We start from the raw sequence: 13,935 nt of genomic DNA on the forward strand, positions 1-13,935 counted from the left end.
AAGCCTTGAACGGCTTCCACTTCGAGGCGGATGGTGCGTTGTGCCGATTGAATCAGGTCGCTGGTTTGGCTCATGTCAGAAATCGTATAGCCCGATGAAAAGGCGGCGATTATAGCGGTTATGTTGCAAAGCCTCACGCAAGTTCGTCGTGCTTTGTCATTCGCCGTAACTAAAAGCCCGAAAAAGCGTCTGTAACCCTGTCATATCGTTGAACACGGCCCGGCACAAGCCTTGGGCGCGCGCCCTTTGCAGTGATATAGTTCGCCGCCAGTTCGGCCTGCCCGGGATGTATGTGCTTTTCCAGGAAAGCCTGGCGTCCGAGTGAGAGGCTGCATCGCAAGGAGTTTAGATGAGTGCCGATAACGCCTACGCGGTCGAGCTGAAGGGAGTCTCCTTCAAGCGCGGTGCGCGCAGCATTTTCAATAACGTCGATATCCGTATCCCGCGCGGCAAGGTCACCGGCATCATGGGGCCTTCCGGGTGTGGCAAGACCACGCTGCTGCGGTTGATGGGCGCGCAATTGCGTCCCTCCAGCGGTGAGGTCTGGGTCAACGGTCAGAACCTGCCGAAGCTTTCGCGCAGCGATCTGTTCGACGCGCGCAAGCACATGGGTGTGCTGTTTCAGAGCGGTGCCCTGTTCACCGATCTCGATGTTTTCGAGAACGTCGCTTTCCCCCTGCGCGTTCATACCGAGTTGCCGGAAGAAATGATCCGCGACATCGTCCTGCTCAAATTGCAGGCGGTGGGTTTGCGCGGCGCCATCGAGCTGATGCCTGATGAGCTGTCCGGTGGCATGAAGCGTCGTGTTGCATTGGCCCGCGCCATTGCCCTCGACCCACAGATTCTCATGTATGACGAACCGTTCGTCGGTCAGGATCCAATCGCCATGGGCGTGTTGGTGCGCCTGATCCGTCTGCTTAACGATGCGCTGGGGATCACCAGTATCGTGGTTTCCCACGATCTGGCCGAGACCGCGAGCATCGCCGACTACATTTATGTCGTTGGTGATGGTCAGGTGTTGGGGCAGGGCACGCCGGACGAGTTGATGAACTCGGACGAGCCGCGTATCCGTCAATTCATGACCGGCAACCCGGATGGCCCGGTGGCGTACCACTTTCCAGCGACGGATTACCGCGCAGATCTTCTGGGGAAGCGTTGATGCGCAGACTTTCATTAATAGAACGCGTACGCCGTTTCGGCGCAGCTGCGATCGACGCCATCGCGGTGTTCGGTCGGGCAACGTTGTTCCTGTTTCATGCCTTGCTGGGGCGTGGCGGTATCAGCGGCGGCTTCGGCCTGCTGGTCAAGCAGCTGCATTCAGTCGGCGTGATGTCGCTGGTGATCATTGTTGTTTCCGGGATTTTCATCGGCATGGTGCTGGCGCTGCAGGGCTTCAGCATTCTGTCGAGCTACGGTTCGGAGCAGGCGGTCGGGCAGATGGTTGCGTTGACGTTGCTGCGTGAACTCGGCCCGGTCGTCACTGCTCTACTGTTCGCCGGGCGTGCCGGTTCTGCGCTGACTGCAGAAATCGGCAACATGAAGTCGACCGAACAACTGTCCAGCCTGGAAATGATCGGCGTCGATCCGCTCAAGTACATCATTGCCCCGCGCCTGTGGGCCGGCTTCATTTCCCTGCCGGTGCTGGCGATGATTTTCAGCGTGGTGGGTATCTGGGGCGGTTCGTGGGTGGCTGTTGACTGGTTGGGCGTGTATGAAGGTTCCTACTGGGCGAACATGCAAAACAGCGTCAACTTCACCAGCGATGTGCTCAATGGCGTCATCAAGAGTGTAGTTTTTGCCTTTGTCGTCACCTGGATCGCCGTATTCCAAGGCTATGACTGCGAGCCCACTTCCGAGGGGATCAGTCGTGCCACCACCAAGACCGTGGTATTTGCCTCGCTGGCAGTGCTCGGCCTGGACTTTATTCTGACCGCTTTGATGTTTGGAGATTTCTGATGCAAAACCGCACCCTGGAAATCGGTGTCGGCCTGTTCCTGCTGGCAGGGATCCTGGCTTTGCTGCTGCTTGCACTGCGCGTCAGTGGTCTGTCTCCGACATCGACCACCGACACGTATAAACTTTATGCCTACTTTGACAATATCGCCGGTTTGACGGTCAGAGCCAAAGTGACCATGGCCGGTGTAACCATCGGCAAGGTCACGGCGATCGATCTGGATCGCGACAGCTTCACCGGTCGGGTGACCCTGCAAGTGGATAAAAAGGTCGACAACCTGCCGACTGACTCCACAGCGTCTATCCTGACCGCGGGTCTGCTGGGCGAGAAGTACATCGGTATCAGCGTCGGTGGCGAAGACAAGCCGCTGACGGATGGTGGAACCATCCACGACACGCAGTCGTCTCTGGTACTGGAAGACCTGATCGGTAAATTCCTGCTCAATACCGTTAGCAAAGATGCCAAATGAGGAGCTTTGAATGATCTCTATCTTGCGACGCAGTCTGTTGGTATTACTCGCGGCCCTGCCGTTGATGGGTAATGCCGTTGCTGCTGCGACTTCGGCACATGATCTGGTTCAGGACACAACCACCCGGTTGCTGGCCGACCTGGCTGCCAACAAAGAAAAGTACAAGCAGGATCCGAGCGATTTCTACACCGCGCTCAACACCATCGTCGGGCCGGTAGTGGACGCCGAGGGCATCTCCAAAAGCATCATGACGGTCAAGTATTCGCGCAAGGCCACCCCTGCGCAGATGAAGACCTTCGAAGAAAACTTCAAGAAAGGTCTGTTCCAGTTCTACGGCAACGCCTTGCTTGAATACAACAACCAGGGCATTACCGTCGATCCTGCCAAGGATGAGTCGGGCGATCGCACCAGTGTTGGCATGGTTGTAAAAGGCAGCAGCGGCGCGATCTATCCAGTGCAGTACACATTGGAGAAGATCAACGGCGAGTGGAAACTGCGCAACGTGATCATCAACGGCATCAACATTGGCAAACTGTTCCGTGACCAGTTCGCTGACGCGATGCAGCGCAATGGCAACGACCTCGACAAGACCATCAACGGTTGGGCGGGTGAAGTGGCCAAGGCCAAGGAATCCACCGAAAAGAACCCAGCGCAATGAATGAGGCAGCAGTTCGTATGAGTGATGTCGACGAGCTATTGCTCAGCGGAGTGCTGGATTACCGCACCGGCCCTGACTTGCGAAAGGAAGGGCAGGCGTTGATCAAGTCCAGCAAGGCGTCAGCGCTGGTCATCGATTGTTCGGCAGTGAAGAAGTCCAGCAGCGTCGGCCTGTCGTTGCTGCTGTGCTTCATGCGCGATGCGCAAGCGGCCGGCAAGGCTGTGAGCATCCGCGCAATGCCCGAAGACATGCGCGAAATCGCTCAGGTCAGCGAACTGACCGAGCTGTTGGCGCATCCCTGAACCCGCATCATTAAAGAAGCCCCCCGTCAGAGTCCTGCCATGCGGGGTTCGCAGGCGCGGGGCTTTTTTGTATGATGTCCGACCCGTGCGCACAGGGCGCCGATTGAGGTTGAGCATGCAGGCCGTAGAAGTGAAGAGCTTCCTTGAAGGAAAGCTGCCCGGAACGTTGGTAGAAGTTGAGGGCGAAGGCTGCAATTTCCAGCTGAACGTGATTAGCGATGAACTGGCGGCGTTGAGCCCGGTGAAGCGTCAGCAGCAGATCTATGCCCATTTGAACCCATGGATCACCGATGGCAGCATCCATGCGGTCACTATGAAATTTTTCAGCAGCGCGGCCTGGGCCGAGCGCACCTGAGCCTAAGGGCGTCGAGATTCTTATGGATAAATTGATTATTACCGGTGGCGCTCGTCTTGATGGCGAGATCCGCATTTCCGGGGCAAAGAACTCTGCCCTGCCGATCCTGGCTGCCACGCTGCTGTGCGATGGCCCGGTGACCGTTGGCAACCTGCCGCATCTGCACGACATCACCACCATGATCGAGCTGTTCGGTCGCATGGGCATTGAGCCGGTGATCGACGAGAAACTCAGCGTCGAAATCGACCCGCGCACCATCAAGACCCTGATCGCCCCGTACGAACTGGTGAAAACCATGCGTGCGTCGATTCTGGTACTGGGTCCGATGGTTGCCCGTTTCGGTGAAGCCGAAGTCGCACTGCCTGGCGGTTGCGCCATCGGTTCGCGTCCGGTCGACCTGCACATCCGTGGTCTTGAAGCCATGGGCGCGGTCATCGACGTCGAAGGCGGCTACATCAAAGCCAAGGCGCCTGAAGGTGGCCTGCGCGGTGCAAGCTTCTTCTTCGATACCGTCAGTGTGACCGGTACCGAGAACATCATGATGGCCGCTGCTCTGGCCAAGGGCCGCAGCGTGTTGCAGAACGCCGCTCGCGAACCTGAAGTGGTTGACCTGGCGAACTTCCTCAACGCCATGGGCGCCAAGGTTTCCGGCGCCGGCACCGACACCATCACCATTGATGGCGTCGAGCGTCTGGGTTCGTGCTTCTACAAAGTGATGCCTGACCGTATCGAAACCGGCACCTACCTGGTCGCTGCTGCCGTGACCGGTGGCCGCGTCAAGGTGAAGGACACCGATCCGACCATCCTCGAAGCCGTTCTGGATAAACTCCGTGAAGCCGGCGCAGAAATCACCTGCGGTGAAGACTGGATCGAGCTGAACATGCACGGCAAGCGTCCGAAAGCTGTGAACGTGCGCACCGCGCCGTACCCGGCTTTCCCGACTGACATGCAGGCACAGTTCATCTCGCTCAACGCCATTGCCGAAGGCACTGGTGCGGTGATCGAGACGATCTTCGAAAACCGTTTCATGCACGTATACGAACTGCACCGCATGGGCGCCAAGATCCAGGTCGAAGGCAACACTGCCATCGTTACCGGTACTGAAGTCCTCAAGGGCGCGCCAGTCATGGCCACCGACCTGCGTGCTTCGGCCAGCCTGGTGATCTCGGCTCTGGTTGCTGAAGGCGACACCCTGATCGACCGCATCTACCACATAGACCGTGGTTACGAGTGCATCGAAGAAAAACTGCAGATGCTGGGCGCCAAGATCCGTCGCGTTCCGGGCTGATTGCTGCACCTGGACACAGGGACGTGTCCGTTGAATTCGTTTTGAGTCGAGCCGGTTTCCGGCTCGATGTGTGTCCGGCGCCGATTGCGACCGGGCATGAGTACCTTGATAAGGACTGACGTTTCCCATGTTGACCATCGCACTGTCCAAGGGCCGCATCCTTGACGACACCCTGCCGCTTCTCGCCGAAGCGGGCATCGTGCCGACCGAGAATCCGGACAAGAGCCGCAAGCTGATTATTCCTACGACTCAGCCAGACGTACGTCTGCTGATCGTGCGCGCCACTGACGTGCCGACCTATGTCGAGCATGGCGCGGCCGACCTCGGCGTCGCCGGTAAAGACGTGTTGATGGAATACACCGGCCAGGGCCTGTACGAGCCACTGGATCTGCAAATCGCGCAGTGCAAACTGATGACCGCCGGCAAGATCGGTGCGCCAGAGCCCAAGGGCCGTCTGCGCGTGGCGACCAAGTTCGTCAACGTCGCCAAGCGTTACTACGCCGAGCAGGGCCGTCAGGTCGACATCATCAAGCTTTACGGCTCGATGGAGCTGGCACCGCTGATTGGTCTCGCCGACAAGATCATCGACGTCGTCGACACCGGCAACACCCTGCGCGCCAACGGCCTGGAACCTCAGGAACTGATCGCCACGATCAGCTCGCGCCTGGTGGTCAACAAGGCTTCGATGAAAATGCAACACGCCCGAATCCAGGCGTTGATCGACACCCTGCGCAATGCAGTGGAGTCTCGACACCGCGGCTGATTCACCTGCGCGACGTTAAGTCGCGCCCGTCTATCCGCCTCATAGCCAGAATCTCAGGTGCCCAAGCGGAAACGACTGGCTAGGGAAGGTGCGCTGACGTTTAATAACGACCGCGCCTTACTCCAAAAGGCAATCTAACTGCAGCAGAACAATTTCTCAGAAGTATAAAAAACGCGTAGTGGCCAGCCTTTTGAAGCAAGGCCCTACGGGTTGGCACTGTGCCCGCACCATGCAGCGTTGCGGGACTCGGTAAGGAAAAACCCCTTACCTTCGTCCCGCGCCTTGCCTGGTACGGGCACAGTACCAACGCGATCGTTATTAAACGTCAGCGCACCTTCGGGCGCCTGAGTTTTTGCCATTCCTATGAGGCTCTCGCTATGACCGCAACGACTGCAATTCGCCGACTCAACGCTGCTGACCCGGATTTCGCGCATCATCTGGATCATCTGCTGAGCTGGGAAAGTGTGTCTGACGACTCGGTCAATCAGCGCGTGCTGGACATCATCAAGGCTGTGCGCGAACGCGGTGACGCGGCGCTGGTCGAGTTCACCCAGAAGTTCGACGGCCTTCAAGTCGCGTCGATGGCCGACCTGATCCTGCCGCGCGAGCGTCTGGAACTGGCGCTGACGCGCATCACCGTGCCGCAGCGCGAAGCACTGGAAAAAGCCGCGGCCCGCGTGCGCAGCTACCACGAAAAACAGAAGCAGGATTCCTGGAGCTACACCGAGGCTGACGGCACGGTGCTGGGCCAGAAGGTCACGCCGCTGGATCGCGCCGGTCTGTACGTTCCCGGTGGCAAGGCGTCGTACCCGTCCTCTGTATTGATGAACGCGATTCCGGCCAAAGTCGCTGGCGTGACCGAAGTGGTCATGGTCGTGCCGACCCCGCGTGGTGAAATCAACGAACTTGTGCTGGCGGCGGCGTGCATCGCTGGCGTTGACCGCGTGTTCACCATCGGTGGCGCACAAGCCGTTGCCGCGTTGGCGTACGGCACCGAAAGCGTGCCGAAAGTCGACAAAGTGGTTGGCCCGGGTAACATCTATGTCGCCACGGCCAAGCGCCACGTGTTCGGTCAGGTTGGAATCGACATGATCGCCGGCCCTTCGGAAATTCTCGTGGTGTGCGACGGCCAGACCGATCCGGACTGGATCGCCATGGATCTGTTCTCGCAAGCGGAGCACGACGAAGACGCGCAGGCGATTCTGGTCAGCCCGGACGCCGAGTTCCTCGACAAGGTCGCCGCCAGCATTGACAAACTGCTGCCGACCATGGATCGCGCGACCATCATCGAAACCTCGATCAATGGCCGTGGTGCCTTGATTCACGTGAAGGACATGGCCCAAGCCATCGAAGTTGCCAACCGCATCGCCCCGGAACACTTGGAGTTGTCGGTCGCTGATCCGCAAGCCTGGCTGCCGCAGATCCGCCACGCCGGCGCGATCTTTATGGGCCGTCACACCTCCGAAGCGCTGGGCGATTACTGCGCGGGCCCGAACCACGTATTGCCGACTTCCGGCACTGCGCGGTTTTCGTCGCCACTGGGTGTGTATGACTTCCAGAAGCGTTCGTCGATCATCTTCTGCTCCGAGGCCGGTGCTTCCGAGCTGGGTAAAACTGCCTCCGTGCTGGCCCGTGGCGAATCGCTGAGCGCGCACGCGCGCAGCGCCGAATACCGCATCAAAGACGAACAGAAGGGAAACTGAAAAATGAGCAAATTCTGGAGCCCGTTCGTTAAAAATCTGGTGCCGTACGTGCCGGGCGAACAACCGAAGCTGACCAAACTGGTCAAGCTCAACACCAACGAAAACCCGTACGGCCCATCGCCAAAAGCCTTGGCGGCGATGCAGGTCGAGCTGAATGACAACCTGCGCTTGTACCCGGATCCGAACAGCGATCTGCTGAAAACTGCAGTCGCCAACTACTACGGCGTGCAGAGCAATCAGGTGTTCCTCGGCAACGGTTCGGACGAAGTGCTCGCGCACATTTTCCACGGTCTGCTGCAACACGATCAGCCGCTGCTGTTCCCGGACATCAGCTACAGCTTCTATCCGGTTTACTGCGGTTTGTACGGCATCAAGTTTGATGCGGTGCCGCTGGACGCGCAGTTCCAGATCGACCCGGCTGACTATGCCAAGCCGAACGGCGGGATCATTTTCCCTAACCCGAACGCCCCGACCGGTTGCCTGCTGGCGCTGGAAGCGGTCGAGCAAATCCTCAAGGCCAGCCCGGATTCTGTGGTGGTTGTTGATGAGGCGTATATCGACTTCGGCGGCGAGACGGCGATCAGTCTGGTCGATCGTTATCCGAACCTGCTGGTGACGCAGACCCTGTCCAAATCGCGCTCGCTGGCCGGTTTGCGCGTGGGTCTGGCGGTGGGGCATCCGGACTTGATCGAGGCGCTGGAGCGGATCAAGAACAGCTTCAACTCCTACCCGCTGGATCGTCTGGCGATTGTCGGTGCTGCTGCCGCGTTCGAAGATCGCGAGTATTTCGACAAGACCTGCCGTCTGGTGATCGAGAGCCGCGAGTGGGTGATCGCTCAGTTGCAGGCCAAGGGTTTTGAGGTGTTGCCGTCGGCGGCGAACTTCATCTTTGCGCGGCATCCGCAGCATGATGCGGCGGGGCTGGCGGCTAAATTGCGCGAGCAAGGCGTGATTGTGCGGCACTTCAAGCAGGAGCGGATTGCGCAGTTTCTGCGGATTTCGATTGGCACGCCGGAGCAGAATCAGGCGCTGATCGACGGCCTGGGCAACCTTTAAACCACCGCTGCACCCTGTAGGAGTGAGCCTGCTCGCGATGCGTTTCAGCATTCAACATGTGAGTTGAATGACACACCGCAATCGCGAGCAGGCTCACTCCTACAGGGGATTTGTGGTGGTTACTCGTGATGCGGTTCGCCAAGAAAGGTCAGTGAGCTGAACAACCCACGACTATTCACATCAGCACTGTCCTTCACCGGCACCTCAACCTGCGCCGCAATCACATTCAGCCCTTCATTTCTCACCAATACCTGCGCCCGGCCATCCTTATCCGTCTCGGCGCTCAACGTGTTCGGCGCATTGCGATAGTCGCCAATCAACTTCACCCCCGCCGCCGGTTTGCCATCCAGCAACACCCGTACCGGCAATGATTTCCCCGGCCCCACCGTCAGTGGATCAACCTCCGGCACAATCAGCAGCTTGATCTGATCCAGCTTCGGCAACTTCGCCCCCGGCTGATAAATCGCCAGACTGTATTTAAACGTCTCCGTCGCCTCGACAGCGCCCGGTACTTTGCTGCGGCCCTCATTGACCCACTTCTTGTCAGCGGTCTGCGACCACATGCCGTTATTCAGCGCCACGGCCATCACCGCCGGCGACTTCAGCGGTTTCAAACGTGCGTGATCGGCGAGCCGTTCAACGCTGACCGGAATCATCTTGCCGCCCGCGTCATAAGCCCAGGCGCCGCTGATTTTTTGCGCCTTGAACGCGTTGTCTTCGGCGCCATGGCCGTAGATCACTTCGATATTGCCGCGCCGTTGTTCGGTCCACAGGCCATGAGCCGAGACTTGGCCGGCGAACAGGGCGGCGATGAGCACGAGGGTTTTGCCGTATTGCATGGTGACGTCCTTTTACAGATTGAGTGTCAGGCTGACGGTGAAATTGCGCGGCTCGCCTGGGTTGACCCAGTAATTGCTGTACGAGCGCTCGTAATACTTTTCGTCGAAGAGGTTGTTCAGGTTCAGGCCGACGGTGACGTTATCGCTGGCCTTGTAGTGGGCCAGCAGGTCGACGGTGTGATAGGCCGGCAATTCAAAATCGCTGCCGGATTCACCGGAGCGGTCGCCGACATAAGTGAACGCCGCGCCAACGTCCGAGCCGCGCAAACGGCCATCCTGAAACTCATACACCCCGAGCAGACTGCCACTGCGTTTGGCCACGCCGAGGATGCGGCTGCCGGTGGGAATCACCGCGTCACCCTGAGTGACTTCGGCGTCGATGTAGGCGAAGGCGCCGATCACCCGCACCGCATCGGTGACTTGCCCGGTGACTTGCCAATCGAAGCCGCGACTGCGCGCCTTGCCCATCGCGCGGCTGGTGTCGGTGCCCGGGTCGAGGGCGAGGACGTTTTCCTTGTCGATGTGGAAGAAGGCGAGGGTGCTGCTCAGGCGCTCGTCGAACAGCTCGTTCTTGATGCCGACTTCGTAGCCGACGCCCTCTTCCGGGTCGAAGGATTTGCCGGACGCGTCGAGGCCATTGTTCGGTTTGAACGAGGTCGAGGCGTTGGCGAACAGACCGGTTTGCGGCGTCAGTTGATAGAGCAGACCAGCGCGTTGGGTGAGGGCGTCATGCCGTTGGTTGCTCGTGGCGTTGCGGCTGTGATCGTCGATGTGTTGATCGAAATGTTCGAAACGCGCACCGATCATCCCGCGCAGTTTGTCGGTGAAGATGATTTGATCCTGCAGGTTCAGCGCATGGCTTTCGACGTGTTCGAAAGTATCCGTGCCCGAACGTGCACCGTTGGGTTTCGGCTGGCCGTAGATCGGGTTGTAGATGTCAATCGCGTAGGGGCCGCCAGCAATCGTGGTGACGCGCTCGTTCTTGCGGAAGTTCTCGTACTCGGTGCCGATCAGCAATTCGTGCTGCCAAGGGCCGAGGTCGAACAGGCCACGCAGCTCCAGTTGGGTGATGCTGTCGTGCCAGTTGGTGTCGCGCTCGCGATAGCGGCGGTTGACGGTGTGGCCGTCGGCGTTCAGCGGACGCGCTTCCGAAGCGAAGCCCCAGAGTTTGCCGTCCTTGTAATGACTGGCCAGGCGCAACTTCCAGCTGTCGTTGAGGTGATGTTCGAGGGTCGCTTGCAGCAGGTTGTTGTGGTTGTCGATGTTGCCGTCGTTGGGCTCACCGAGGAAGGTTGAGCGCGACACGCCGCTCCATCGGTTGTTCGGCGCAACGATGCCGCGATCAAACGTGGAGCTGTGGCGGACGATTTCGCTTTCCACCAACAGCGATGTGTCCGGGTTCAATTGCCAACTGATCGAAGGCGCGACGAACACGCGCTTGCTGTCGACGTGATCGCGAAAACTGTTGTTGTCCTCGACCGCGAGGTTGATCCGCGAGAGCACATCGCCCTGATCATCCAGCGGCGTGTTGACGTCGAGCGCGGTGCGATAGCGATCCCAACTGCCGGCGCTGGTTTGCAGCGTGGTAAAGGCTTCGGGCTGCGGTTTCTTGGTGACGATGTTCACCGTGCCGCCCGGATCGCCTCGACCGTACAGGCTGGCCGCCGGGCCTTTGAGCACCTCAATGCGCTCGATGTTGGCCGCATCCGGCGTGCTCGGATAACCGCGATTGGCGCTGAAACCGTCCTTGTAGAACTCAGAGGTGGTGAAACCGCGCACGCTGTACTCGTAAAGCGTCAGGCCACCGAAGTTGTTCTGCTTCGACACGCCGCCAGCAAAATCCAATGCGCGCTCGACGCTGCTGCTGCCCAGATCCTTGAGCACGCTGGCGGGTACCACGCTGATTGCCTGCGGGATATCACGAATCGCCGTGTCGGTTTTGGTCGCACTGGACGAACGCGTGGCGCGATAACCCTTGACCGGGCCGGTCGGCGATTCGTAATCGGAGATGACGCTGATGGCGTCGAGTTCGAGGGGTTGCGGTTCTTCGGCGAAGGCTGGATCAACCAGCAAACCGAGGCTCAGGCCGAGCAGGGAGGCCTTTGTTCGAGACGACATGTTATGTTGTTCCAATTCCTATAATTGAAACAATATAACATGCCTTTTGAGAGTGTCTTTTATTCGCGCGCCTGGCGCGAAAAAAGTTTTACTCTTCTTTTTCCTGCACCGGCGCCGGCGGCGGACGCAGGCCGATTTCAGCCGAGAGCTTCAGCTCCTTGCCGTTACGCATCACCTGAATCGTCACCTTGTCAGTCGGTTTAATCCGCGCAACCTGGTTCATCGAGCGACGACCGTCACCGGCCGGCTCGCCATCAATGCTCAGGATCACGTCACCCAATTGCAGACCAGCCTTCTGTGCCGGGCCATCGCGGAAGATCCCCGCCACGACAATCCCCGGACGCCCGGACAAGCCAAACGACTCGGCCAGTTCCTGGGTCAGCGGCTGCACTTCAATGCCCAGCCAGCCACGAATCACCTGACCGTGCTCAATAATCGACTTCATCACTTCCATCGCCAGTTTCACCGGAATGGCAAAACCGATGCCTTGCGAGCCGCCGGACTTGGAGAAGATCGCCGTGTTGATGCCGGTGAGGTTGCCGTTGGCATCGACCAGTGCGCCGCCGGAGTTGCCCGGGTTGATCGCCGCGTCGGTCTGGATGAAGTCTTCGTAGTTGTTCAGGCCCAACTGGTTGCGGCCGGTGGCGCTGATGATGCCCATGGTCACGGTCTGGCCGACACCGAACGGGTTGCCGATGGCCAGCGCAACGTCGCCGATACGGATGTTGTCAGAGCGGCCGACGGTGATTGCCGGCAGGTTTTTCAGGTCGATCTTGAGGACGGCGAGGTCGGTTTCCGGGTCGCTGCCGATGACGCGGGCGAGGGTTTCACGACCGTCCTTCAACGCCACGACGATCTGATCGGCGCCGCTGGTAACGTGGTTGTTGGTGAGGATGTAGCCTTCCGGGCTCATGATCACGCCGGAACCGAGGCTCGATTCCATACGCTTCTGCTTCGGCGAGTTGTCACCGAAGAAGCGGCGGAACTGCGGATCCTCAAACAGCGGATGGTTCGGCTTGTTGATGACTTTGGTGGTGTACAGGTTGACCACCGACGGCGCCGCGATGGTCACCGCGTCGGCATAGGACACCGGGCCCTGCTGCACGCTGGTGGTTTGCGGGGCCTGTTGCAGGTTGACGTCGAGGCTCGGCAGCCCGACCCATTGCGGGTAACGCTGAATAATCAACAGAGCGATAAGCACACCGGCCAATAGCGGCCAGCCCATAAAACGCAGCGCCTTGAACATTAAGCACGTCCTGGAAAAGTTGCAGGCGGGGTCAGACCGCCCATAATGTCGCGCATTATACGAGGCCGCGCGTGCCTCTGAACGGGATATTTAGGAGTCTTTCATGGCCGTCGCCCTCAGCACCCTCGTCGAAGAAGCCGACCGTTACCTTGGCAGTGCGAAAATCGCCGATTATTGCCCCAATGGCTTGCAGGTCGAAGGCCGGCCGCAGGTGATGCGCATTGTCAGCGGCGTCACTGCCAGTCAGGCCTTGCTCGACGCTGCCGTTGAGGCCGGGGCGGATCTGGTGCTGGTGCATCACGGTTACTTCTGGAAGGGCGAAAACCCGTGCATCACCGGCATGAAACAGCGCCGGTTGAAGACGCTGCTCAAGCACGACATCAGCTTGCTCGCCTATCACTTGCCGCTGGATCTGCACCCGGATGTGGGCAATAACGTGCAGCTTGCTCGCCAACTGGACATCACCGTCGAAGGGCCGCTGGATCCGGATAACCTGAAAATCGTTGGCCTGGTCGGCTCGTTGAAAGACCCGATGACCGCACGCGACTTCGCCCGCAAAGTGCAGGAAGTCATGGGCCGTGAGCCGCTGCTGATTGAAGGCAACCCGATGATTCGTCGGGTCGGCTGGTGCACTGGCGGTGGCCAAGGCTACATCGATCACGGCGTCGCGGCGGGTGTCGATTTGTTTCTCAGTGGCGAAGCCTCCGAGCAGACCTTCCACAGCGCTCGCGAAAACGACATCAGCTTCATCGCCGCCGGCCACCACGCCACCGAACGTTACGGCGTGCAGGCACTGGGCGATTACCTGGCAAAACGCTTCGCCCTCGAACACATCTTCATCGACTGCCCCAACCCGATCTGAAAACCACCGCAAATCCCTGTGGGAGCGAGCTTGCTCGCGAAGAGGCCGTATCAGTCGCCATCATTGTTGAATGGCACACCGCTTTCGCGAGCAAGCTCGCTCCCACATTGGTCCCCATCGGCCGAACTGGTGGGCATATTCATATGCCCTTTCGTTCTAGCCCGCGTCCTGATTAGAAGAAGGTCGCTGTGCTAGGATTCCCCGCTCGAACACGGCCCGCTGGCCGTTCATAAGAATGTTTTCGTGAGTAGCCATGGTCGACAAACTGACGCATCTGAAACAGCTGGAGGCGGAAAGCATCCACATCATCCGCGAGGTGGCC

Annotated in this window: 15 protein-coding genes; 12 read left to right on the top strand and 3 right to left on the bottom strand. The window is 59.2% G+C overall.

Features of this window, described 5'->3' with window-relative positions; translation table 11 throughout:
- Positions 1-349 precede the first annotated feature (349 nt).
- The 10 genes from ACIP1X_RS24095 to hisC all read left to right on the top strand — a co-directional run bounded on the left by ACIP1X_RS24095 (position 350) and on the right by hisC (position 8,548).
- Positions 350-1,159, top strand: coding sequence for an ATP-binding cassette domain-containing protein (locus ACIP1X_RS24095; RefSeq protein ID WP_053117107.1), 810 nt, complete (start codon positions 350-352; stop codon positions 1,157-1,159).
- Entirely contained in the window at positions 1,159-1,956 is a 798-nt protein-coding gene (gene mlaE / locus ACIP1X_RS24100) for a lipid asymmetry maintenance ABC transporter permease subunit MlaE (RefSeq protein ID WP_053117109.1), read from the top strand. The genes ACIP1X_RS24095 and mlaE overlap by 1 nt, the downstream gene beginning before the upstream one ends.
- Entirely contained in the window at positions 1,956-2,423 is a 468-nt protein-coding gene (gene mlaD / locus ACIP1X_RS24105; protein ID WP_053117111.1) for an outer membrane lipid asymmetry maintenance protein MlaD, read from the top strand. Before mlaE ends, mlaD begins: the two co-directional genes overlap by 1 nt.
- A 10-nt stretch (positions 2,424-2,433) precedes the next feature.
- Positions 2,434-3,081: a phospholipid-binding protein MlaC gene (locus ACIP1X_RS24110; protein ID WP_053117113.1), complete on the top strand. Its 648-nt coding sequence runs from the start codon at positions 2,434-2,436 to the stop codon at positions 3,079-3,081.
- Entirely contained in the window at positions 3,078-3,383 is a 306-nt protein-coding gene (locus tag ACIP1X_RS24115; protein ID WP_212549714.1) for a lipid asymmetry maintenance protein MlaB, read from the top strand. The genes ACIP1X_RS24110 and ACIP1X_RS24115 overlap by 4 nt, the downstream gene beginning before the upstream one ends.
- Positions 3,384-3,498: 115 nt before the next feature.
- Complete coding sequence (locus ACIP1X_RS24120; RefSeq protein WP_007912386.1) at positions 3,499-3,738, top strand: BolA family protein; 240 nt, start codon at positions 3,499-3,501, stop codon at positions 3,736-3,738.
- Positions 3,739-3,760: 22 nt separating this feature from the next.
- Positions 3,761-5,026, top strand: a complete 1,266-nt coding sequence (gene murA / locus ACIP1X_RS24125; protein ID WP_053117117.1) for a UDP-N-acetylglucosamine 1-carboxyvinyltransferase — start codon at positions 3,761-3,763, stop codon at positions 5,024-5,026.
- A 127-nt stretch (positions 5,027-5,153) separates the two neighbouring features.
- Positions 5,154-5,789: an ATP phosphoribosyltransferase gene (gene hisG, locus ACIP1X_RS24130; protein WP_053117119.1), complete on the top strand. Its 636-nt coding sequence runs from the start codon at positions 5,154-5,156 to the stop codon at positions 5,787-5,789.
- 377 nt (positions 5,790-6,166) lie between these two features.
- Positions 6,167-7,492: a histidinol dehydrogenase gene (hisD, locus tag ACIP1X_RS24135; RefSeq protein ID WP_400755464.1), complete on the top strand. Its 1,326-nt coding sequence runs from the start codon at positions 6,167-6,169 to the stop codon at positions 7,490-7,492.
- A 3-nt stretch (positions 7,493-7,495) separates the two neighbouring features.
- Positions 7,496-8,548, top strand: coding sequence for a histidinol-phosphate transaminase (hisC, locus tag ACIP1X_RS24140; protein ID WP_400755465.1), 1,053 nt, complete (start codon positions 7,496-7,498; stop codon positions 8,546-8,548).
- Between the two features lie 119 nt (positions 8,549-8,667).
- Here the strand turns inward: hisC and ACIP1X_RS24145 are convergent, their stop codons facing one another.
- The 3 genes from ACIP1X_RS24145 to algW all read right to left on the bottom strand — a co-directional run bounded on the left by ACIP1X_RS24145 (position 8,668) and on the right by algW (position 12,751).
- Entirely contained in the window at positions 8,668-9,387 is a 720-nt protein-coding gene (locus tag ACIP1X_RS24145; RefSeq protein WP_053117124.1) for a DUF4198 domain-containing protein, read from the bottom strand.
- A gap of 12 nt (positions 9,388-9,399) precedes the next feature.
- Positions 9,400-11,505 carry a TonB-dependent siderophore receptor gene (locus tag ACIP1X_RS24150; RefSeq protein WP_400755468.1) on the bottom strand — a complete coding sequence of 702 codons (2,106 nt, stop codon included), beginning with the start codon at positions 11,503-11,505 and terminating at the stop codon, positions 9,400-9,402.
- An 88-nt stretch (positions 11,506-11,593) separates the two neighbouring features.
- A complete protein-coding gene (gene algW / locus ACIP1X_RS24155) occupies positions 11,594-12,751 on the bottom strand; it encodes a Do family serine endopeptidase AlgW (protein ID WP_400755470.1) in 1,158 nt (385 codons plus the stop codon).
- A gap of 103 nt (positions 12,752-12,854) precedes the next feature.
- Between algW and ACIP1X_RS24160 the strand changes: the two genes are divergently transcribed.
- Both ACIP1X_RS24160 and ACIP1X_RS24165 read left to right on the top strand, forming a co-directional pair.
- On the top strand, positions 12,855-13,613 hold the full coding sequence (locus ACIP1X_RS24160; protein ID WP_400755471.1) for a Nif3-like dinuclear metal center hexameric protein: 759 nt from the start codon (positions 12,855-12,857) through the stop codon (positions 13,611-13,613).
- A gap of 253 nt (positions 13,614-13,866) precedes the next feature.
- Positions 13,867-13,935 (top strand): hypothetical protein (locus ACIP1X_RS24165; protein ID WP_400755473.1); only part of this gene is annotated, 69 nt, incomplete at its 3' end.

It is taken from the genome of Pseudomonas sp. NPDC088885 (assembly GCF_044750025.1).
GTDB lineage: Bacteria > Pseudomonadota > Gammaproteobacteria > Pseudomonadales > Pseudomonadaceae > Aquipseudomonas > Aquipseudomonas rustica.